The sequence below is a fragment of the Altericista sp. CCNU0014 genome (assembly GCF_044923475.1).
Taxonomy (GTDB): domain Bacteria; phylum Cyanobacteriota; class Cyanobacteriia; order Thermosynechococcales; family Thermosynechococcaceae; genus JAAURS01.
Map to the genome: position 1 here is coordinate 1,729,317 of NZ_CP137338.1, position 22,183 is coordinate 1,751,499.

At 51.0% G+C, this 22,183-nt stretch carries 21 protein-coding genes; 11 read left to right on the forward strand and 10 right to left on the reverse strand.

Annotated features, from left to right (window positions below; genetic code table 11):
• Positions 1-85 precede the first annotated feature (85 nt).
• Complete coding sequence (locus R6H26_RS08690) at positions 86-838, forward strand: phytochelatin synthase family protein (protein ID WP_404790048.1); 753 nt, start codon at positions 86-88, stop codon at positions 836-838.
• A gap of 61 nt (positions 839-899) precedes the next feature.
• On the opposite strand, the gene R6H26_RS08695 is transcribed toward R6H26_RS08690, so the two are convergent.
• From R6H26_RS08695 to R6H26_RS08705, 3 genes are all read right to left on the reverse strand, one after another.
• On the reverse strand, positions 900-1,109 hold the full coding sequence (locus R6H26_RS08695; RefSeq protein WP_404790050.1) for a hypothetical protein: 210 nt from the start codon (positions 1,107-1,109) through the stop codon (positions 900-902).
• Between the two features lie 198 nt (positions 1,110-1,307).
• Entirely contained in the window at positions 1,308-1,595 is a 288-nt protein-coding gene (gene yidD / locus R6H26_RS08700) for a membrane protein insertion efficiency factor YidD (RefSeq protein WP_404790052.1), read from the reverse strand.
• Between the two features lie 299 nt (positions 1,596-1,894).
• Complete coding sequence (locus R6H26_RS08705) at positions 1,895-2,539, reverse strand: acetoacetate decarboxylase family protein (protein WP_404790054.1); 645 nt, start codon at positions 2,537-2,539, stop codon at positions 1,895-1,897.
• A gap of 343 nt (positions 2,540-2,882) precedes the next feature.
• Here R6H26_RS08705 and recA point away from each other — a divergent pair, with 343 nt between their 5' ends.
• From recA to ubiE, 3 genes are all read left to right on the forward strand, one after another.
• The gene (gene recA, locus R6H26_RS08710; protein ID WP_404790055.1) at positions 2,883-3,953 is read left to right on the forward strand and encodes a recombinase RecA; all 1,071 of its coding nucleotides are present in this window, start codon (positions 2,883-2,885) and stop codon (positions 3,951-3,953) included.
• Between the two features lie 130 nt (positions 3,954-4,083).
• Positions 4,084-5,427: an ATP-binding protein gene (locus R6H26_RS08715; protein ID WP_404790057.1), complete on the forward strand. Its 1,344-nt coding sequence runs from the start codon at positions 4,084-4,086 to the stop codon at positions 5,425-5,427.
• A gap of 6 nt (positions 5,428-5,433) precedes the next feature.
• Positions 5,434-6,159 (forward strand): bifunctional demethylmenaquinone methyltransferase/2-methoxy-6-polyprenyl-1,4-benzoquinol methylase UbiE, encoded by a 726-nt coding sequence (gene ubiE / locus R6H26_RS08720; RefSeq protein ID WP_404790059.1) that lies wholly within the window; start codon positions 5,434-5,436, stop codon positions 6,157-6,159.
• Positions 6,160-6,204: 45 nt separating this feature from the next.
• Here ubiE and R6H26_RS08725 read toward each other — a convergent pair whose 3' ends face one another.
• Both R6H26_RS08725 and aroB read right to left on the reverse strand, forming a co-directional pair.
• Positions 6,205-6,537, reverse strand: a complete 333-nt coding sequence (locus tag R6H26_RS08725) for a hypothetical protein (RefSeq protein ID WP_404790061.1) — start codon at positions 6,535-6,537, stop codon at positions 6,205-6,207.
• Between the two features lie 2 nt (positions 6,538-6,539).
• Positions 6,540-7,655: a 3-dehydroquinate synthase gene (gene aroB / locus R6H26_RS08730; RefSeq protein ID WP_404790063.1), complete on the reverse strand. Its 1,116-nt coding sequence runs from the start codon at positions 7,653-7,655 to the stop codon at positions 6,540-6,542.
• A gap of 446 nt (positions 7,656-8,101) precedes the next feature.
• Between aroB and R6H26_RS08735 the strand changes: the two genes are divergently transcribed.
• From R6H26_RS08735 to R6H26_RS08745, 3 genes are all read left to right on the forward strand, one after another.
• Positions 8,102-8,314: a chlorophyll a/b-binding protein gene (locus R6H26_RS08735; protein WP_404790066.1), complete on the forward strand. Its 213-nt coding sequence runs from the start codon at positions 8,102-8,104 to the stop codon at positions 8,312-8,314.
• 178 nt (positions 8,315-8,492) lie between these two features.
• Positions 8,493-9,140 (forward strand): pentapeptide repeat-containing protein, encoded by a 648-nt coding sequence (locus R6H26_RS08740; RefSeq protein ID WP_404790068.1) that lies wholly within the window; start codon positions 8,493-8,495, stop codon positions 9,138-9,140.
• A 404-nt stretch (positions 9,141-9,544) separates the two neighbouring features.
• Entirely contained in the window at positions 9,545-10,006 is a 462-nt protein-coding gene (locus R6H26_RS08745) for a DUF4079 domain-containing protein (RefSeq protein ID WP_404790070.1), read from the forward strand.
• Positions 10,007-10,175: 169 nt separating this feature from the next.
• On the opposite strand, the gene R6H26_RS08750 is transcribed toward R6H26_RS08745, so the two are convergent.
• Positions 10,176-12,470 carry a GumC family protein gene (locus R6H26_RS08750; protein WP_404790072.1) on the reverse strand — a complete coding sequence of 765 codons (2,295 nt, stop codon included), beginning with the start codon at positions 12,468-12,470 and terminating at the stop codon, positions 10,176-10,178.
• Between the two features lie 473 nt (positions 12,471-12,943).
• Between R6H26_RS08750 and R6H26_RS08755 the strand changes: the two genes are divergently transcribed.
• From R6H26_RS08755 to R6H26_RS08770, 4 genes are all read left to right on the forward strand, one after another.
• Entirely contained in the window at positions 12,944-13,153 is a 210-nt protein-coding gene (locus R6H26_RS08755; RefSeq protein WP_404790074.1) for a hypothetical protein, read from the forward strand.
• Between the two features lie 223 nt (positions 13,154-13,376).
• Positions 13,377-14,039: a HEAT repeat domain-containing protein gene (locus R6H26_RS08760; RefSeq protein WP_404790076.1), complete on the forward strand. Its 663-nt coding sequence runs from the start codon at positions 13,377-13,379 to the stop codon at positions 14,037-14,039.
• Positions 14,040-14,452: 413 nt separating this feature from the next.
• On the forward strand, positions 14,453-16,330 hold the full coding sequence (gene ftsH / locus R6H26_RS08765; protein WP_404790078.1) for an ATP-dependent zinc metalloprotease FtsH: 1,878 nt from the start codon (positions 14,453-14,455) through the stop codon (positions 16,328-16,330).
• Positions 16,331-16,481: 151 nt separating this feature from the next.
• Positions 16,482-17,456: a potassium channel beta subunit family protein gene (locus tag R6H26_RS08770; protein WP_404790080.1), complete on the forward strand. Its 975-nt coding sequence runs from the start codon at positions 16,482-16,484 to the stop codon at positions 17,454-17,456.
• Between the two features lie 29 nt (positions 17,457-17,485).
• Here the strand turns inward: R6H26_RS08770 and R6H26_RS08775 are convergent, their stop codons facing one another.
• The 4 genes from R6H26_RS08775 to R6H26_RS08790 form a co-directional block, all read right to left on the reverse strand.
• Positions 17,486-17,968, reverse strand: coding sequence for a flavin reductase family protein (locus R6H26_RS08775; RefSeq protein WP_404790081.1), 483 nt, complete (start codon positions 17,966-17,968; stop codon positions 17,486-17,488).
• 176 nt (positions 17,969-18,144) lie between these two features.
• Positions 18,145-18,399, reverse strand: a complete 255-nt coding sequence (locus tag R6H26_RS08780) for a hypothetical protein (protein ID WP_404790083.1) — start codon at positions 18,397-18,399, stop codon at positions 18,145-18,147.
• A gap of 131 nt (positions 18,400-18,530) precedes the next feature.
• On the reverse strand, positions 18,531-20,183 hold the full coding sequence (locus R6H26_RS08785) for a B12-binding domain-containing radical SAM protein (RefSeq protein ID WP_404790084.1): 1,653 nt from the start codon (positions 20,181-20,183) through the stop codon (positions 18,531-18,533).
• Between the two features lie 42 nt (positions 20,184-20,225).
• On the reverse strand, positions 20,226-22,181 hold the full coding sequence (locus R6H26_RS08790) for an ArnT family glycosyltransferase (RefSeq protein ID WP_404790085.1): 1,956 nt from the start codon (positions 22,179-22,181) through the stop codon (positions 20,226-20,228).
• Positions 22,182-22,183: the final 2 nt, after the last annotated feature.

The window sequence follows — 22,183 nt, forward strand, 5'->3', positions numbered from 1 at the left end:
ACGGGACGTGCCTGACGGCATTCTCATATTCGGCTCGTACAATGTTTAAGGTCGTACCGTTTAGAAGCCGAGCTTCTAAAATCACATGCAATCGATCGAATCGCCTGGGTTCAACCCCCTTCTATGGGCTTTTGGTTTGACGCTTACCCTTACAAATGCAGCGGCTGTTGCTCAAACCTTGCCTTTGCCTCAAACCCTGATGCCCCTCACATCGCTTCAAGGAGAGCAACTTCTGCGCCAGAGTCAGGCCCAAGATGATTTCTTGGCTTTGTCCGCTCAGTTCGTAACCCAGGAGAATCAAGCCTTCTGTGGCATCGCCAGCGCTGTCATGGTTCTCAATGCTTTGGGTGTTCCAGCTCCATTTGCGGTGGAGTGGAAGCGGAACTACTTTACTCAAGACAATCTGTTCGATGCCCAGACTGAAGCCGTTATTCCCCGACAGAAAATCGAACGTCAAGGCCTGACTCTGGCGCAATTGGCGGCCATACTGGAGCGTTATTCCGCTAAAGCCAAAATTCAGTATGGCGGGGATCTGAGTTTAGATGCCTTTCGCTCGACCGTCAGTCAGAATCTCAAACAATCAGGTAACTTTGTCTTGGTCAATTATTCTAGACGGACCCTCGGTCAAGAAGGTGGAGGGCACATTTCACCTGTAGCTGCCTACAACGCAGATAACGATCGGTTTTTAATCTTAGATGTGTCTCGCTACAAATATCCGTCGGTTTGGGTGAAGGCAAAAGATCTGTGGGAAGCCACCAGGACTCTCGATCCGGTTTCTCAAAAAACGCGCGGAACGATCCTCGTTTCAGCACTGGCAGGGAGCTTCAAGAAATACTGACAGCGCGGCACTCCCAGGCGATCGCCGTTCTATTTCGTTGCCATCGACCAGCAGTAAAGGTCTATCGCTGAATTTGAGCGGACAAGCTCGTAGAAGATTGTTTGGTCATTGGAGCCATCTCTGCTTTGCCAACCGTCCAGGCTAATCCCAAAAACGCCACAATCCCGATCACGCAGAAGGCAAACATCTGGTTTACGTGATAGTTATCGGTGACGAGTTGAACTCTCCCAGTGGGTTGATGGCTAGAAGAAAGGAATGTTTTGTTGTTCATGACTGTTGCCCTTACGTCTATCGAGTTCGATATAGTTATGTTCTCTGAAATACGCGCTTGGCGCTGTGACGCGAGAAGATTTTAGCTGCGATCTGCGTCACTGAGGTTTTGTGATATTGACCCGACCCGATCGCCAAGGTTTGTCGGGGGCGATCTCCTCGTTAGCGCTACTCAACGGCTAGCGACCGGGCATTCGAATTAGAGCGGGATGCAGCAGGGAATGACAATACAGCCTCCCTGACTTTGCAACTGTAGCTCGCGAGCGGCTGAGGCACAGCTTCGAAAGCGCCGACCTGACAGTTGAACGACTGAGGCGAGGTCTTGCTCGAACAGTAAATGTTTGACATGGTCAGAGCAAGAGCGCTCTCCATATAAAATTCGATGGGGGCAAGAAAACCCTTTACGAGGCGAAAGACGATGTTGATAAAATTGGATCGAATCGATCGCCGCTTGCCGTACGAGTGGTTTTAGTCGAGCGCCGTACATAACTTCGAACCTTTTTATAATTCATGAGACTCAGCTACAAGACTCATAGTTATTTTCTAGCAGAAAAACTAGCTTGAATTTCTCTGCTAGAGGGATGAAGCTTGCCATCTAATTGGCTAATAAAATATTTAAGTTTGTCATTTTATTCGAGCTGAAGTGAATACAAATCGCTAAAGAACGCGGGCTGAAGTGTTGTTTTTCTATACCTTAAGAAATAGCTCGAACAGGATCGAAAAATTGAAAAAATAATAAGATATTCGATCGCGCGCGTTCTTGTTAAAAAGCCTGCTGGGCCTGAACTACAAGCGACCCATGACAGTTGGATCTTCAGCGTTCAACCGCAGATCGTGAAGTTGAAGCACCAGCCAGGGACGGTCGAGACCGAGCCTTGAGAACGGACTCTCGATCGGTATCGTTACAGTCCCCCGTATCCACTTTGGAAACATTTCAAATCTCCCCTGAAATTGGAGAATGTCTTTGTCGAGAACTGAAAAGACCTTTCCGTTAATTTTCCATCTCCCGAAGAACGATAGCGGGAAACCCCTTTGGCCGTGCCGAACAAGGCACAGGTTAGAATTCCCTTGTCTGACCTTTACCGCATCCTCACTCCATTCAAACTCTGCTAGTTCTTTCGGCAGACCCCAAATGTTGCGCCCTCCTGCAACAGACTCTGGATTATCGACGTAAATATGAGAAATCCAAGCCCCAAATTGGTTGCCATACCGAACTAGCCCTGCCACTACGATCGCCTCGCTATAAGCCAATGTCGAATTTCCTCTATAAATAGAAACGTATATTCCTCCCAAGGTTTTGCCGGGAAGTATTGTGACGACTTCAAACGTTGGTGGAATGAAAGTTTGCGATCGCTCGAGATCGATGAGTTGGACGGTTTGAAAAGCAGTACCGTAGAGCTGCCAGGGTGCGGGAGGATACGATGCATTCATTCTTAAAATCCGAATATTTTATGCCAGCGATGAAAGTTGAAGCGCCGATTAAGATCGATCGTTCGGATCGCGTTCTCAAGAAATTTTAGTTCTCCCATGCAGGCTGCGACCCAAGTTAATTTCAAATTGACCTTGACAAGCGTGCAAGTCTACTATCTGCGCTTGTGGTTTATTTTCAGGAGAAATTCCCAAAAAAAGCATCGTCCGTTTTAAGGAGACGCAAGAATCAGCGATCGCCTCTATCTCTAAAGCGTTTGCGAAACCCAGCCGATCCGCTGAAGTTGTCGCATACAATAGAGATTCATGCTTTAATCCCCTATCCATTGCAATGGTTAACAGACCCATGTCTACAGAAATTACCGCCAATCCAGAAAAGCAAAAAGCGCTCAATATTGTGCTCTCGCAGATTGAGCGATCCTTTGGCAAAGGTTCCATTATGCGGTTGGGGGATGCAACGCGGATGCGGGTTGAAACGATCCCCAGCGGTTCGCTGACGTTAGACCTAGCCTTAGGGGGTGGTTTACCAAAAGGTCGGGTGGTCGAACTGTACGGCCCAGAAAGCTCCGGTAAAACCACTCTGGCCCTTCACGCGATCGCCGAGGTTCAAAAAGCAGGCGGAGTGGCCGCCTTCGTGGACGCAGAACATGCCCTAGATCCTACCTATGCAGCGGCGATCGGCGTGGACATCGATAACCTGCTCGTCGCGCAACCCGATACGGGCGAAGCTGGACTTGAAATTGTGGATCAGCTCGTGCGTTCCACTGCCGTCGACCTCGTCGTCATCGACTCCGTTGCAGCGCTGGTTCCTCGCGCTGAAATTGAAGGCGAAATGGGAGACGTCCACGTCGGCTTGCAGGCGCGACTGATGAGTCAAGCCCTACGCAAAATCACAGGCAACATCGGTAAAACGGGCTGTACGGTATTTTTCTTAAACCAACTCCGGCAAAAGATCGGTATCAGCTACGGCAACCCCGAAACCACCACTGGCGGTAACGCGCTGAAGTTCTACGCGTCAGTTCGCCTAGATATTCGCCGCATCCAAACCTTGAAAAAAGGAACCGAAGAATTCGGGATCCGCGCCAAGGTAAAGGTGGTCAAAAATAAGATCGCGCCTCCGTTTCGAATTGCTGAATTTGACATCATTTTTGGAACGGGGATTTCTTCTCTCGGCTGTATCTTAGATATGGCCGAGGAAACGAATGTTGTCATTCGCAAAGGCGCTTGGTACAGCTATAACGGCGACAACATCGGTCAAGGCCGCGACAACACCATTAAGTACATGGAAGAAAATCCAGATTTTGCCAAGGATGTTGAAAAGCTAGTGCGGCAAAAGCTGGATGGCGGTGCAGTGGTGTCGGCGAATTCGGTCGTTCCCGTCGACATTCACGCTGAGGATGAGGGCGAAGAACCCTAACCCTAACGCTGACTTGGCGCAAAAAACTCGCAAGCAGAGTACCCCGCCTCAGGGTACTCTGCTTGCTGGCTGTTAATTCAGGCTGTACTGTAGATTTATCGGTCACTCCCAGCGGTCTGCGACATATTTCATGTTGATGCCTGCTAGTTCGGAATTTATTACGCTGTGCCGCACGCAGGTCGCACTTCTGATTGATGGATTTGGGGCATCTTTAAGCGCCATTTATCTGACAGAAGACCCCACAGCAGAGAACGAGACGGCGCTGGTTCCGCTGGTTATTTTTCCTGAAGAAAATAGCCAACGGTCGGGATCTGCCCCTTTGGCATTGCCGAGGGCTGTTGGCGATTTGTCCGCACGATCGCAAGACAAACGTTCCCCTCGGACCCTTCGCGCGGCTGCGAGGCGGAAGCTGTCTGGACTCAAGCGATCGCCTGCATCCACAGGCCAACTGACGCGCTCTCAGGAACGAGAGCCGACGCGGTTGGTGTTGCCGCTCATTCACGAAAATATGATGTGGGGGCTGTTGGTCGTCGGTCGCGAGGAGCGCCGTTGGCTCAAGCGCGAGCAAGCTCAACTCGAACAGATCGCCCACACCCTAGCGATCGCCTGCGTCCTCGACCAGCGATCGCAGTGGCTGGCGCAAGGGCACGATCTGCGGATGCTTCAGCAAGCCCAGCAGCATACGGCATTATCTACGCTACTCCATCAATTTCGCAATCCCCTCACGACGCTACGCACCTTGGGGAAACTGTTACTCAAACGCTTGCAACCAGAAGACGCCAACCGCGCTTTGGCCGAAAGCTTGGTCGGCGAGAGCGACCGTTTAGAAAGTTTGCTGCGGCAGTTCGATGATGCCATCGACCTCGGCGATGCTGCCCTAGAGCCCGATCTGGAATCTCTGGAATCTAAAGAAATACCTCCCTCTAGCCCACTGGCATTAATGCCAGGGCCAAACTGGTTGACTGGCGGCGCGCTGACGCTTCAACCCTGCTGGCTGGGAGATATTTTGCTGCCCTCGATCCACGCGATCGCCGGACGGGTGGACGAACGGGACGTGCGCCTCCACGTCACCATTCCCGACGAGCTGCCGCCCATCAAGGCTGATGCAGCAGCGCTGAGGGAAGTGTTTGGCAATCTTCTAGACAATGCCCTCAAGTATTCGCCAGCGGGCGCGGAGATTTGGGTCGATCTGGAGCGCGATGCCGATCGTTTAATTCAGCGGGTGTCGATCTCTGATTCCGGCTGCGGCATCCCAGCTGGAGATCTAGAGCGCATCTTCGAGCGCAGCTATCGCGGCGTGCAGGCCCAGACGGCAATTCCAGGGACGGGGTTGGGATTGGCAATCGCCCGCGACCTGATCGCGCAAATGGGCGGGAAAATTCAAGCGTTCAGCCCCGCGATCGTTCCGGGTGGTTTAGAGACAGCCAACAGCGGCAGTACCTTTATCGTCCAGCTTCCCGAATATTCTGAGTAATTTTGCATGAGTAGCTCCTCTTCCGCCCACGTTCAGGCTTTATTCAATCGAATTGCCCCCGTCTACGATCGGCTCAATGGATGGTTGAGCCTGGGACAGCATCGCGTGTGGAAGCAAATGGCAATCCGATGGGCCAACCCCAGCCCCGACGGCATCAACGTCGATCTTTGCTGCGGCAGCGGCGATTTGACCTTGATGATGGCGCGAACGCTGCGGGGACGGGGGCAGATCGTCGGCATTGATTTCTCCGAGCGGCAACTGGCGATCGCCAGAGCGCGTGCTGCGTTTCTGCCTTGGTCGGACGCCCTTCAATGGATCGAGTCGGACATTTTGACGCTGCCACTGCCCGATCGTTCCGTGGATGCTATCACCATGGGCTATGGCCTCAGAAACGTGACCGATATCCCAACCGCCCTCAGTGAAATGTATCGCGTACTCAAGCCCGGTGCCCGAGCTGCCATTCTAGACTTCAACCGCCCGACATCGGACGCGATGCAGCAATTTCAGCGCTGGTACCTGCGGCAAGTTGTCGTCCCTGTGGCTGGCTTCTTTGCTCTGACGGAAGAGTACGCCTATTTAGAAGCCAGCATCGCTCGCTTTCCGACAGGGCCAGAGCAAATCCAATTGGCTGCCGAAGCTGGCTTCGAAAATGCAAAACATTACGCGATCGCCGCGGACACCATGGGTATTTTGGTCGTGGCGAAGCCCAGCACAGCTCGGGAATCGACCTGAGGAACGGGTTGCAGCGCAGCCGATCGAAGCGATCCACTGCCCACCCTAATTTCTGTAGAGGCGGCATACCAAACTCCCAATGCTTTCCACCTTAACGGTTTCCGCCGTCAGCTCGGGGGGGATATAGCTCGAGCTCCCTCTGGAAAACACGCGGCAATCGTAGATCCGCTCGGGCTGCTTGATCCCGTCAATGCTGAGTTGCGCCCAGTATTCCCAATAATGCTTGGCGCTACGGCGGAGGTTCAGAACGCAGACCTCTCGTCCCGCAATCGATTGGCATTGGGCTGCGGCTGCGGGCAGTGCCATTGCCGCAATCCACAGCAGCGCCAGCAAAACCGCGATCGCGACTCGCCGTCGCAGAGGTCTGGGAACGCTCATCTCTACGCTGCCTGGAGGTTGCGAACCGCCGCTAGGATTGCTTCCGGCGGCACCCGATCGGTCATTTCCACCACGCCGATATCCTTTGGCATAATAAACCGCACTCGCCCTGCCTTTACTTTCTTGTCCGCTGTCAGCATCTCCAGTACGGCTTCCGACTCGAAAGAAGCTGGGAGTTGGGTGGGCAACCCCGCTTTGCGAATGAGGCGATACTGGCGATCGCGGCAGTCCTTTGACCATAACCCAAGCTGCACGGCTATGTCGCCCACGGCAATCATGCCCAGACCCACGGCTTCGCCGTGGTTAAACAGGCGGTACTGAGTCAGGCTTTCGATCGCATGACCGATGGTATGACCGTAGTTCAAGATGGCCCGCAACCCCAACTCTTTCTCGTCTTGGGAAACCACATCCGCTTTTGCCTGACAGGAGCGCCGCAAAATATCCATCAGCATTTCCGGCGCAAGATAGCGAGGTTGATCGATCCGCGGCGTATCGTCTAACTGCTCGAATAAATCCGCATCCCAAATCACGCCATACTTGATCACTTCCGCCATTCCAGCGCGGAACTCGCGGGTCGGCAGCGAGTTGAGCGTATTTGGATCGATCGAGACCAATCGCGGTTGATGAAAAGCACCAATGAGATTTTTTCCCTGAGGGTGATTCACGCCAGTTTTACCACCAATCGATGCGTCCACCATTGCCAACAGCGTCGTTGGAATTTGGACGATCGCAATTCCCCTCAACCAACAGGCTGCTGCAAAGCCCGCCATGTCACCAATCACGCCACCGCCCAGCCCCACTACTGTAGAAGATCGCTCTAAGCGATGGGCTAAAGCGCTGTCAAAAATCTTTTCAACAGAGCGGAGGGTTTTATAACGTTCCCCGGCTGGCAAGAGGCAGCACGCCACCTCAAACCCAGCAGCTTCTAAAGACTTAGAAACGATGTCGCCGTAGTGCTTCCAAATCATCGGATTGGAGACAATCAAGACTTTTTGACCAAGCCCCGGCGACACCAATTCCGAATCTTGCAGTACGCGTCCTATCTGTTGCAGCCCGCCAGGTGCTAATAGGACGTTATAAGAATTTTGTTGAAGGGGAACAGCAATAACGGTCTGCATGGGCGGCATTTACTACGACAGTCGGGCCTGTATTTTAGCTCACCCTCAGCACCCAACGGTAAATTGGCAGAATGTCAGTTCCTTTTTTCAAGCTTCAAGTCATAGACCTTTCTACGAGCGAGCGAGCTGGCCAAAATTACGCCGATAGAGCGATGCTCGGCAAATCCCTGTCAGTCCGAAGGAGTGCAAGACAGACTTTCAAAGGGGATTTTTCCGCTGCCAAGGCGCTCGGACTCAACTTGGCTGTCTTAAGCGCGTGCGGATATAAGATTTTCGAGTTTTCTTAGAGCTTTATTTTAGACGCTTGATGGCCGCGATATATCTCTCTAAGGCACTTCAGGCTTAACAAGCCATGACGATGCCCATCAAAAACCAAGAAAACTTTACAAAAGTTAAATATATCTGTTACATTAGTTTACATAGGTAACTTACTCGAAGGCACTTCCATGAACTCACGCAGCTATACCGTTGACGAACAGGGCATACTCAACAACTTCGCAACTGAGCCGCAGATGTACGTTGACGAAAGCGTCCGTACCGGTTTTACCGTCTACTCCGAAAAAATGAACGGACGCCTTGCCATGATTGGTTTTGTCGCGCTAGTCCTGACTGAGGTGCTCTCCGGACACAGCTTTATTGGCTTGCTGACGGGTCTGTAAAGTCCAAAACGCGCGGCTGTACTTCGATACTTCTGAAAACAGCGCGTTAAAGTCTCAGAGAGCTACTTGAAATGCGGTCGGTAGGGTGAGGTTTGAATTCCTCCAATCTGCAGCCGCTCTCAGCCAGACAGTTTAACAACCTGCTCTCGGTTTCTAAATATCGACGAGTTTTGGACTTATGGATGCTGCTGAACTGCTAAAGCGTTACTTAGAGGGAGTCCGAGACTTTTCTCAGATTTGCCTGCGAGATGTAAATCTGAGCGAAGCTTACCTAGATGGTATCGATCTAAGTCGCGCCGATCTATCTCGGTCAACGCTCACGGCTGCCAGTTTACAGAATGCAACTCTCGACGAGATCTGCCTGATCGGTGCAATGTTATGGCGCACCGATCTGAGCGAAGCGCGCTTGGCTGGTGCCAATTTGAATCGGGCGCATCTAATCCGAGGCTTCCTAAGGCATGCAACTTTGCACCAAGCATCTCTACAGCATGCAGATCTGCGTTTGGCAGAACTCCAAAATGCCGATCTAAGGAGCGCCAGCCTTGTCGGAGCGGATTTGCGGTATGCGAATTTGCAAGATGCAAATTTAGAGGGTGCGGACCTCAGTAGAGCCGATTTGACCGGAGCGAACTTGAGGGGGGCTAACCTCAGCTTTGCCTGCCTGACTCAAACCGTTCTCTCTAGAACCGATCTGGGCGATGCCGACTTGAGTCTCACCAATGTGGATGGTGTTGACTTCCTGGATGCAGATCTTAACGGTGCCCGCCTACCAGAGTCCAAACTCAACCTTCAGGGCAGCTCGGAAATTAGCCTGCATTATTCATGACGATTTCGGAAAATCCTCGAAACCTATGCCAATCAAGCAGTCTGGCGACTGGTCTAAAAAACAGTCTTTTTTTTGAGGTTGCCGTTCCATCTGTATTCTGGCGATTGGTGAATAATCCAGGTTAGTCCGTTCAGGATCTTAACCGCCAGCACCCGAGACTCCGAAGTATTTTGAGGGTTATCTTGACATCATCGCTTTACTGTCTGCTTGGGTCGCGGCAATTTTAGAGTCTCACCCTGCACGATCGGGTCCCATCCAGAGGTGGCGAAAAAGAGCGATCGCCCCCAAGCTGAGCGACCCAAAATCCGTATCCGAGCCTGTGCCAGACAAAGGTTTGTAGCGTATGATAATTTTTATAAAGTTTTTAGCGAAAACTGTTTATAGTTCTGTCTCTTATTTAGATCATGACCTTCTCCCCTACCTTGAAGCCGATTGTTGATTTTGCCCATCCGCTAACCATGTGGGCATTGCTGGGGCTGACTTTTTACACCATGTACTTAGGCTTTCAGATTCGTCGCACCCGCTCTGCCGAAGGAGATGAGAAGAAAGCGTTAATCCAGAAAAAATTCAATCTCAAGCATCATCAGACCAGTTCCCTGCTGCTGGCTTTGATGGTACTCGGAACGATTGGTGGGATGGCTTCCACCTACATCGAGAATCACAAGCTATTCGTCAGCCCTCACCTGTTGGTGGGACTGGGGATGACAGGACTGATTGCAGTTTCCGCCAGCCTTACGCCGCTGCTGCAAAAAGGCAGCAATGTCGCCCGTTACAGCCACATTACAATTAACATTGCCTTGCTGAGCTTATTTGGTTGGCAGGCCGTCACCGGAACGCAAATCGTCCAAAAAATCCTCAGCAATTGATCGGTAGTTGGCTGATTGAAAAGGACCGAGAGATGCCACAAGTGCTTCTCGGTCCTTTTCATTTTGAGGTGACATTACGCTTCCGTTGAGTGTTTTAGGGCACAAAAGCTCTACAGTACGGGTAACGCCGATCGGATTGCGTCTCCTCAAAAATTATGGCGGTTAGCTTTTAATGCATGTTGACAACAGAACCCAAAACAGAAACCTTAGATACCTCTAACGTTCTCAGCGTTTGTTTTAAAATTTCGCGGTGAATTATGCCCAGTCTTGTGACCATCAACAACCCATCTGTTTGCGGGATCAACAACAGTGAATCTGCAAAGTTGAGCGGAACAGTATCGTAAATTACAAGATCGAAATTATGTTTGCACTCTTCCATTATATGCTGCATTTTTCTCGAACTTAAAAGACTGGTAGGATCTACGACAATGGAGCCAGCAGGGAGAATATATAGGTTTTCGTAACCATTCATTGTTTGAACGGCATCCATCAATTCAGAACTACCTACAATTACATCGGCCAAACCGCGAATCGAATTATTTTCGACGTGATGGCTGATCTGCTCCTTTAAAATTGTCTTTCTAAAATCAGCATCAATGAGTAAAACCTTTTGACCCATCGCTGTAGCAGCTCGGGCTAAATGTAACGCGACTGTCGTTTTGCCTTCATCCGGCAAGGACGAACTGATCACTAGAGATTGAATTGGCATATCTGGTCGAAGGAGGCGAATTTGCGAGTTTAAAGCGCGAAAGGATTCAGTAAAAGGAGAAAAGCGATAAGGAGATTTCTGGGCAATACTCTCTTTAAGAGTGGAAGTATCTGTTTCTTTGAATTTGTTGATAACGTTAAATGGATTCTTACTCTGGACAGATAGAGACCCTGTCTCATCTTCTTGTTCTGGAATCAAGCCTAATATAGGAATATTAATTTCACTTTCTAAATCTCTAAATGAATGAATTACATCATTCATTTTCTCTAATAATAACGCAACCCCAGTTCCTAAAAGCAATCCTAAAATTAAACCTAAAGATAGGTCTCGAAGTAAACTAGATGACGATACTTCTCGTACTGAAGGTGGAGCGATGAGTTCCCAAGGAACTTCCTCTCGAGCGGCATTGATCGTCAAATCTTCGCGTTTTTGTAAAAACTTACTGAGTTGTTCCTTTGACAGCGTTAACTGCCTTTGCATGTTTTCATATTGACGCGCAATAGCAGGCATCCGTCTAGATTGACTTTGGAGGTATTGAAGTGCAGTGTTCAGTCCTTTTAACTTAGATTCTAAGACCGGAACTTGAATGGCCGCAGCAATAAATTGCTTGCTGAGGTCTTGACGCAATCCAGTTTGATACGGAAGAGACTGTTTATCCGTAACGCTTTGAGAAAGACCGCTACCTAGAACGGTGGTGGCCTTTTGCTCTAATAATGGCACCAATTTTGCTCTTTTTTCCTGAAGCGAGATGATTACAGGATGATCGGGACCTAGGTCCGCTGATTGAACTTGTAATTCAGTATCGAGGTCTTGAAGCTGCTTGACCAACGCTTGATATTGAGGAGCTTCACTTAACACCGAAGCTGCCTCAACCTCGTTCGAGCCGAGTTTTAACTGTTGCTCGAGAGAGCGGGACATCTGCCTCATTTTGGTCAACTCGATTTGAGTTTCAAGCTGCTGCTGCTGAGTACTGCCAATTTGGCTGCTAATCTGACTGGCCAAGGTACTCGGATCGACGATCTGATTTCTTTCCCGAAAATTTTGTAACGCCGCTTCCAGACTTTGGACTTGCGTTTCAATTTTGGGGCGTTGAGCGTCAAGAAATTGAATCGCTCTGCGCAAGTTGGTTTGTCTCTCCCTGAGGCTGTAGCTGATGTAAGTCTGTGCGATAAGATTAATAACTTGTTTGCTTTCCTCAAGCGATTTTGATTTATAACGTATGTCGAGGATTTTAGTGTCGGTTGGTTCCTTAAGCCGACTGATAGCTAGAGAACCTCTAAGTCTTTCGTAAGAAAGATCGGGATAGGAAGGTTCGAGTTTTTGAAGTACAGGAAGCAATAATTTAGGACTGAGGAGCAGCTGAATTTGAGTTGGATAATCTAAAACATTTTTAGATGCATTCAAGGGACTCCCAATGTCTGGATTCGCGGCAGTTGGTTGATTTCCGGTCACGGCAGATACGACCTCGCTTTCCGCCGTAACTGGTTCTATTAGTATTCTGAAACTTCCTTCAAAGGCAGGGGGACGAGTGCGACTCCAGATAATCGACACGCCTAGCACTACTGTCGTAACGCCCAAAACCACAATTGCCCGTCGTCGCACGATCTCAAAAATTCTACCAATCTCTAAACCACCCTCTTCTTGGCTCTGTCCTGCAAAGCTTGAAGGCATCGCAGCCACTTCATAACCATTAGAATTCTGGGGCATGTAGGTAATATTAGGTTTGTCTGACTTCGAATTCTTGCCGATCTTCATAATAATTAGTCCGTACTTAAACCTTTCAGGATTCTTTAAAGTAGAAATCTATACTTTACTGTTTAACAGGATTTGAAAAATAATTTATTTATTTTCTAATTCGTTTATACAAGGAGAAAATATTTCTAGTAAGATGCTTACTTTAACCAAAAAATAATTAATAAATTAAACTTCAACTCGTGATTTTAAATTTTGTTTTTATTTTTGATTACCTCATATATGCATTTCATTCATTCGACAAGCTTTATCCATTTCTCTGAGGCATGATTATTTAATTAATTAATATTAGTATTATTATCGTCGATTCAAATTTGAAGTGCAACACCCGCCGCGCTCTAATCTAAATGGTTGACTGGGCGATGAGATGAAACATTTACCCAGATAGGGTTCTAAATTTTTCAACGCGCTTGACCTCTGCTTATCTGTAACCGGTAAATCAATATTTTCCTGAGGAGTCTCAACCCTTACCTCAAATGAGAACTGGCGGAACGCCCCCAATCATCTGTCGGAAGCTGGAACTCACCAATCGCTCGGGCGAACGGCAGAGCGATCGCCGATCGGTCTATTTTGCACCACTGCTGGCGTGCGGGTCAGACTTACCCTTGGGGTGGATCGCGCTTCAATCCGTAGGGGGTTGGGTAAAAGCCGGAGCTGTTACTGCGGGTACGAGCCATCTATCTTAACGCTCCAGCGATCGAGCGACGAGCGTCTCTCGGTATATCTATGTCGGAAGGATGGTTTCGTAAAAAACGGCCGATCGTGGAGTGCAAACCGCACCTCAACATCATTGTTACAAATTTGCCAATGTGTAACGATATTGTTACACATTGGCAAAAGACTCTCATTTTCAACGCTCCGAAGTCTTGCAGATGAGACGACGTTACGAAATACTACGAGGTTTCCCTCATGCAGCTAGATGAAGTCAAGGCATTGTTAGACAGCGAAAATCCTCAAAAAAGAATGAGTGCGATCGTCGCGCTCAGACAGTACGAAGAAACGATTGCGGTGCCGCTGTTGGTCAGTCAGCTGAATGACTCTGAATTTATTATCCGATCATTTGCGGCGATTGGATTGGGACACAAGCAGACGCCGCAAGGGTTTGAAGTATTGGTCGATGTACTGCAACACGATCGAGATGCGAACGTCCGCAGCGAAGCTGCAAATTCATTGGCGAGATATGGCAAGCAGGCTTTGCCCCATCTCATGAAGGCTGCTGAGGCAGACGATCATTGGTTGTTGCAGTTGAGCGTTTTGCCCGTTGTAGCTGAATTGAATTGCCCCGACGAGCTTTATATTCTATGCATGAGGGCGCTCGAGCATTCCGATCCTGTCGTTCAGTGTTTGGGTCTAGAGCATCTGGGTTACTTAGAGGGGTCCGCAAGACACGATGATGCTCTGGAAACGCTCTTAATTTGGGCGGAATCGGAAAATTGGCTTTTGCGCAAGCAGGTCGCTCTGACCTTGCGTCAATTTAAAGGACTTTTCTCCCAAAACGCTCTGTTGCGGTTGCGACAAGACGATGACTACCGAGTTGTTGCAGCTACGTTGGAAGGATTGATCTCGATCTAGGTTGCCGAAGGACGGGTTTGGAGGCAAGGCTTGCTCGGGTAGGGGAGTGCGTTGTTTAATGGCCCCTTAATATTGCTTCAAGTATTGCGTTAAGGGCTTTCTGTTTCCACGCTGAAAGATTTAGCAATTACACTCGGGCGTTGAAGGACGGCAGATCGCATCTCTAGAGGGAGTTAAATTTCGATCTGGAGTGGTTAGATCGATCTATATCGATCGCCGCTGTCGGTGGTGTGGAGCCCTCCAATTTAGTTTGCACTCCGATAGCATTGAGAAGTGATCGCCAACTCTCGCGACTGTCAGCGCCTTTGCATTCAGCGCCTTTGCATTGCCGCACTCTACACGCAAGTAAAAATTTTGTCCTGATTCCTCTGACGGCGCGAATGAATATCTACTTAAAAGGATGAGCAGTAATTATGAGCATTAAAGACACTCCAAAACCTTCTCCATCTCGGCTAGTTGGCAACATCCTGCTAGGGGTATCGGGCCTGTTTCTTCTGGCCAATCTATTCTTGCCTGGTCTGCTCGGGCCGCGGCCCACTGCTGCTCCCTACAGTTTGTTTATTCATCAAGTGCAAGAGGGGGAAGTCAGTCAAGTTTCTGTCGGCCAAAACCAGATTCTGTATCAGCTCAAATCAGAGAATGGCGAGCCCGGACAAGTTCTGAGTACTACTCCCATCTTCGATCTAGAGCTACCCAAGCTTTTGGAGTCTAAAGGGATTGAATTTGCCGCTGCACCCCCGCCGAAAAATGGCTGGTTTACAAGCCTGTTGGGATGGGTCGTTCCGCCTTTGATATTTGTGGCCATTTGGCGGTTTTTTATTGCGCGGGGTGACGGACAGCAGGGGGTTCTCTCTATTGGCAAGAGTAAAGCCAAGGTTTACGTAGAGGGAGAATCTGCTAAAGTCACCTTTGCCGATGTTGCTGGCGTTGAAGAGGCTAAGGCGGAACTCGTTGAAATTGTAGACTTTCTCAAGAGTCCAGTCCGCTTTACGGACATTGGCGCGCGGATTCCAAAGGGCGTTTTGCTTGTCGGCCCGCCAGGAACTGGGAAAACGCTGTTGGCTAAGGCCGTGGCTGGCGAAGCGGGCGTTCCGTTCTTCAGCATCTCTGGCTCGGAATTCGTGGAAATGTTCGTGGGCGTCGGCTCCTCGCGGGTTCGCGATTTGTTCGAGCAGGCCAAGAAACAAGCTCCATGCATTATTTTTATCGACGAGCTAGACGCGATCGGGAAGTCTCGCAACAGCGGCGGCTTTTACGGCGGCAATGACGAGCGCGAACAAACCCTCAATCAATTGCTGACCGAAATGGATGGCTTTGCAGCGGGGGATGCGACGGTCATCGTGTTAGCTGCGACGAACCGACCTGAAAGCCTGGATGCGGCACTTTTACGGCCCGGTCGATTTGACCGCCAGGTATTAGTGGACCGCCCCGACCTCTCTGGGCGCGAGGCTATCTTGAAGATCCACTCGCAAACGGTGAAGCTCGGTAAAGATGTGGACCTGAAGGCGATCGCCACTCGCACCCCTGGGTTTGCTGGAGCGGACTTGGCAAACTTGGTGAACGAGGCCGCGCTCCTTGCCGCGCGCAATCACCGTCTGACGGTCGCTCAAGAAGACTTTGCCGAGGCGATCGAGCGAGTTGTGGCGGGGTTAGAGAAGAAAAGCCGCGTCCTCAACGAAACGGAGAAGAAAATTGTGGCATACCACGAAGTAGGCCACGCCATTGTGGGCGCGATGACGACAGGGAGCAATCGAGTTGAAAAAATATCGATCGTGCCGCGCGGCATGGCAGCCTTGGGCTATACGCTTCAGCTTCCCACCGAAGATCGGTTTCTGAAGGACGAAACCGAACTGCGCGGCGAGATTGCAACGCTTCTAGGCGGACGTTCTGCGGAGGAAATCGTGTTTGGCAGCATTACGACAGGAGCGGCTAACGACCTTCAGCGAGCCACCGATCTCGCCGAGCGGATGGTGACCGCCTACGGTATGAGCAAGGTTCTAGGGCCTTTGGCCTACCAGCAAGGCCAGCAGCCTATGTTTTTGGGGAGCGGCTCGCCCGATCCGCGTCGGGCCGTGAGCGAAGAAACGTCGAGGGCCATCGATCGCGAGGTCAAAGAAATTGTAGAAAGCGCTCACGAACGGGCGATCGCCCTTCTCAAGAATAACCGAGATTTGCTAGAAACCATTACAGCCCAACTGCTCGAAACTGAGGTAATCGAAGGAGAGACGCTGTACGAGTTGCTGGGTCAAGTCAAGGCCGCACCCGAACCTGCTGAGCCTGCCCTCGTTTAGCGCGATCGCTTTGCCACGAAGGTCCGAAGTGCGTCGGGAAAACTCGAGTTTTCCCGACGCACCTTGCGAAATACGCGATCGGCAATTTACCTTTTCCAACCGTCAAACTGCCGATCTGTAAATTTTAAAAATTCACTGAAGGAGAACGATCGTGAGATATCGACGACTGGGACGCTCCGGCCTGCAAGTTAGCGAATTATCTTTAGGGTCTTGGGTGACTTACGGCAATCAGGTGGACGAGAGCGCTGCGATCGAAATGCTCTCTAAGGCCAAAGATGCGGGCGTCAACTTTTTCGACAACGCTGAAGTTTATGCAGGTGGAAAATCTGAGATCCTGATGGGAAATGCCCTCAAGCACCTGGGCTGGGACCGAGAATCTTATATTATTTCGACCAAGTTCTATTGGGGCATCGCCGATGGCCCCAACCGGAAGAACACGCTGAACCGCAAATACTTGCATCATGCGATTGATGGTTCGCTAGAGCGCCTCCAGATGGATTACGTAGATCTGGTTTTCTGCCACCGTCCCGATCCGCACACCCCGATTGAAGAAACGGTCTGGGCAATGCATGATATGGTCCAGCGCGGCAAAGCGCTGTACTGGGGAACTTCGGAATGGTCGGCGGCGGAAATTGTCAGCGCTTGGCAGATTGCCGATCGCCATCACTTGCACAAGCCTGTAATGGAACAACCCCAGTACAACTTGTTCCACCGCCATCGGGTAGAACGGGAATACGCCCGGCTTTACGAGGATTTGGGAATAGGCTTGACTACTTGGAGTCCCTTGGCTTCTGGCGTGCTAACCGGTAAATATGCCAGCGGGATTCCTGCGGGGAGCCGCTCGACGCTACCGGGTTACGAGTGGTTAGAGAAGACCGTGACCAACCCCGACTGGATTGCCGCGACCGAGCGCCTGCGACCCATCGCTGCCGACCTGGGCTGCACGCTTTCCCAATTGGCGATCGCCTGGTGCGCGAGCAACCCTCGCGTCAGCACGGTCATCACGGGAGCCAGCCGCACGGAACAGGTCGTTGAAAACATGAAAGCAGTAGAACTGATCCCTCAATTGAACGCAGATCTGCTGCAACGAATTGACGAGGCTATCGGTCGGATCTCTGTAGAGTAATACCTGCCATTGAAAATAGATGAAACGGACTATCCGCCGTACTGCCACTTCGTATCCTTGAGCCAGAGAGGGTCGCCTTCGCGATGCAGCTGAGCGCCTACCACTTCACCCAAAAAGATTGAATGGTCGCCCTCTTTAAGGATTCCTTTGACTTGACATTCAACGTATCCGAGCGCTGCTTTGAGGACGGGACAACCTACGATCTCGCTCAAATAAAACTCGTATTCGCCGAATCTATTTTCAACCCTGCGCTGCGGCTGAAAGAAGGTTTCTGCGATATTTTGCTGGGTTTTTTCCAGAAAACTGACGGCAAAAACCTGGCTTGCTTCGATCGCCGCGTGAGAGCGAGAATCTTGTCGTACGCCGATGACAATCATCGGCGGCTTGAAGGAGGCTTGAGTCATCCAACTCAGGGTAAACCCATTCACTTCATCGCCGTCTTTCACACCGCAGATATTAATGGGGTGGGGGATGTATTGCAGCAGCTTTTTTTTGGCTTTTTCATCTAACACTGAAGTTTTACCTCTATAGGATCTGCGACGCGTTCGTCTCAATGCATTCCCACCTATTCTGCTACGGCAGCCTACAGGTCGGCAATCGATCGCAGACGCGGGTCACAAACTGCAAATACTGCCGACAACCAGTGCTGTCAGGATGTGCCGATCCGCGACAGCAATCGAGACCGAGACTAGAGCTGTGAAGGCGTATCGGGTGCGATTTCAATGCCCTTGTCTTGTGTCATTTTCCTCGGATCGGTCATGAGATCGGTCAGTTCCTTAATTTCAATGCCGATGTCTCGACAAGCTCGTTTGAGTTCGCGCTCGAACGTACTGAGGTCGTCCCCATAGCCGCAGAGAGCGGCAGCGGTTTGAATGCCTTGGGGAGCGTTAGCCTTGGCACAGTCGATCAATACAATGCCCTTAAGGGGTTCGGCAGAAGCCATAACATTGGACCATAGTTTGTCTTGTTGCCCAGTGTAATTAAAAAGTCAGAGCTGATAGATCTCTCCAAAGGTATGAAAATACGTTTGAAAATGCAGCCCTGCCCCATTTCTCCAGACTGTTTGAGGCTGCCTTACACCCCTACCGTTTCCCGCTCTGGCTCCAGTACCTTTTGAGAGTAGAATGAGGCGGACTCTTGGCCTGTGGCGCACTCCTTGGCAAACTCGATCAGGTGATAGCTGGCCCAGCCCGTTCCAATCACATCCTCAATTTTGCCAGCCTTCAGGGCGGGTCCCGCTAACTTCCAAAACGTCTTGCGGTAACTGCCGAACACGCCCATGCGGATCAAGATATTGCCCATCATGATCAGCGCTTTTTTGATGTTGGGCCAGTTGACGCGAGCGGGGCTGTTGGGGGCTGCGATGCGGTTGGCGTAGGTATAGTTCACCTGGTACTGATACCGTTCGTACAAAAATTCAGGGCTGTAGGCAGTCGTGATAACCCGCCGCCACATTTCGACCACTTGGTCGTAGGGCATCAAAAACTTGACATTGGATTCGCGGGTGGGGTCTTCGTCCAACAGCAGCCGACCTTCTTTTTCCAGTCTCGCCCACAATGCCGTCTTGGGTAAAGCGTAGAGCAAATTGATGGTCAGTACGGAAATATTGGAGGCGCGAATGAAGTCTAGGATGCGATCGCCTGTCTCCGGCGTATCCGTATCGAACCCGATGATAATCCCCGACACGACTTCCATGCCGTACTTATTGAGCTGCTTCACCGCATCCAAAATCGGCATGCTCAGGTTTTGGTCTTTCGAAATCGCGTGCAGGGCCTCTGTCTCTGGCGTTTCAATGCCGCAGAAAACCGTAGTGAAGTAGGCTTCCCGCATGAGTTCCAAGAGTTTGGGACTCTGGGCAATATTGAGGGTGGCTTCGCAGGCAAACTGGAGGGGGTAGCCCCGTTGCTTTTGCCACTCGATCAGCTTGGGCAAAAACTCAGTGACGGCACGACGGTTGCCGATGAAGTTGTCGTCCACAAAATAAACCAACCCCGGATTGCCAGACTCCAGCATGGCATCTAGTTCCTTGAGGATCTGCTCCGGCGTTTTGAGACGGGGATTGTGACCGTAGAGGGTGGGAATGTCGCAAAATTCGCAGTTGAAGGGGCAACCGCTAGAAAACTGCACGCTACCCAACAAGTACTGATTCAGGTTGATGTGGTGGTAGGCCGGGGTGGGGAACTCGCTCAACGGCAGCCGCTCTAACGTCTCGAACCGGAGTTGCTCCGTCGGGCGCGCGATGGAATTATCTAAATACTCGATCAGCTTTTCATCGGCATCGCCCAATTCTCCCACGCGCAGAATGTCGAAGTCGGGGTAGTATTCCGGACAGCCAGACACGGAAGGCCCGCCCACGACCGTAATTTTGCCGTGCCGATGGGCGATCGCGTTAATTTCATTAATCTGAGGGCGTTGAATGTGCATCCCGCTCGTAATGACTGCATCTGCCCAGCGATAGTCGGCCTCCGTCGCGGGCTTTGCATTTTCGTCGATGAGGCGGATATCCCATTCCTTTGGCAGGTAAGCAGCAACCAGCAGCAGGCCCTGAGGGGGCATAAAAGCTTTAACCCTGCCGCCCGTCAGTTTGTAGGAATAGTGAAACGTTCCAAAGGATTTACTGTAACGAGGAAAAATCAACAAAATGCGACGATGATTTTGAGGGATGTATTTTTCTCGACCCGGTAGACTTTCAGGAACGCCCGTCTTAATCTCTGTTGGAACCGTCATCGTAAATTCTTCCTCAACACCCACTAATTTGCACGTTTTTTCTTACTTTAACCAAAGTTTTCGAGCAGATGCATTTCCATAGAGCTTTCGCGGCCCGATTTCGAGTAACGGTTCGCCTGCATCCTTTGGCAAATTCAAGGTGGGCGGGTCGCGGGGGTCGTCAGGACGCCGCAGAAAGTCCGTCACGAAGACGACCGGGCGATCGCTGCTCCAGAATTGCTGCATTTGAGCTTTCGTAATGAGGGTGGGAGGCGGTTCGCCTGGGAAAGAGGGGGGCAGGCGATTCGACCCCGCATCGGTTAAGACGGCTACGGTCTGGTACAAGATTCCAATCGGCGTCACCACCCAATCTGCTGAAATGGCACCGTCCGGTCGGGTGGGAGTTTGCAGGGATCGACCGTCACTCAGCCCGATCGCGCGGGTCGATCGAACTGCGCTCATTTTTGGGGCGGCTAAGATAGAATCCGCCGACTTCGTGCCCTTAAACCCGGAAAACCCGCTGGGATTGAGGTAAAAGCTCATCGAGCCCGCCACCCCCAGTTCCCGCGAACCTTCAAAAATCCAGAGGGGAGCGTCCTGGAGGCGATCTTTGGCTTGCAGGACGAGCGTTTTGGACGAGCGAAAATCTTGAACGGTCTTAAATCCTTGGATGACCGTCGCCCAAGTGGTTCCAAACCCGAACCACAGCAGCACTAAGGCGATCGCCAGTTGCTCGCGCAACAGAAAGATTCCGCTCCCTACAAACCCGACCCCTAGACCGATGAGCTGAACGGTGACGATAGTCTGTACGCCTTGGGTTTGAGCCAGCTCTGGGAAAAAGCCAATCACCCGTTGGGGGAGCCAAATCAATCCAGTGGCGATCGCCACCCCCAGCCCCACCATCACCCATCCAATCCAAACGCGAGCGCGCTCGGATTTCCCGTGCCACGCGGTTGACCACCAATGTCCCGCTGCCATTGCCAAAGGAGGGAGCGCCGGAATGGAATAGTAATAGAGCCTAGAAGATAGCGGTAAAAACATTAAAATTGGCAAAGCTGCCAAAACGCCCAATAAGGTCAATGCATCGCTGCGCTGGCGGTCATTTGAAGGGCTCTGGGAGGAAAGTCCCCGTCGCCATGCATGGTAGAGACTCTGCAGGGCTGGAGGCAGTACGAATACCCAAGGCAAGCACCAGAGGGCACTGACCGCGACATATCCCCACGGACTGATTTTAGAAATGCTGTAATCGGGCGGCCATCGAGTATCTAAAACTCGCTTGAAATTCTCGTTGAGCAAAAAGTATTGAAGAAAGCCTGGATTGTCCCGCTCTACCGCAACGCACCAGGGCGCGACCGTCGCTGCTGAGATGCAAATCCCGAGGAGAGGCCGAAACAAACCGACGGTTTGCCAGCGGCGATAGGTTAGGGCGATCGCCCCGCAACCTGCAGCCCAAAACGCCAAGGCTAAAATCCCTTTTGCCAGTACGGCCAGGCCCAGTAAAAGGTAAGCTGCCACAAAAAAAATGTGGGATTTAGGCTGTACCGTCAAACGCCACAGGCAGTACATCATGCCCAGGAGTAGCGTGCCTAAAAGCTCGTCAATCAGCAACTGGTGGGCAAAAATAAACCAGCCTACGCTGGTACTGAGAAGGATGACCGTCGCGCGACTGGCCACGACACCCCAGATCTGACGGCTCCACCACCATGCCACCACCACGCCCAACCACCCGGCAAGGGCGATGGGGATGCGCGCCGCAAATTCGTGAAAGCCAAAAAGCTTAAAACTGGTCGCGATCGACCAATACAGCAGAGGTGGTTTGTTCAGATAGGGCGCGCCGTTGAGGGTTGGCGTAACCCAGTTTCCTCGCAGGATCATCTCTCGTGCAACGCCTGCAAAATGGCCCTCGTGGGGTTCGAATAGTCCGTACTTCTCTAACCCGTAGGTCAGCAGAAGCAATGCCGCAAAAAGTAATCCCCCGTCGATCCATTCAATGTATCTACTGAGCTTGACAGACTGCATGT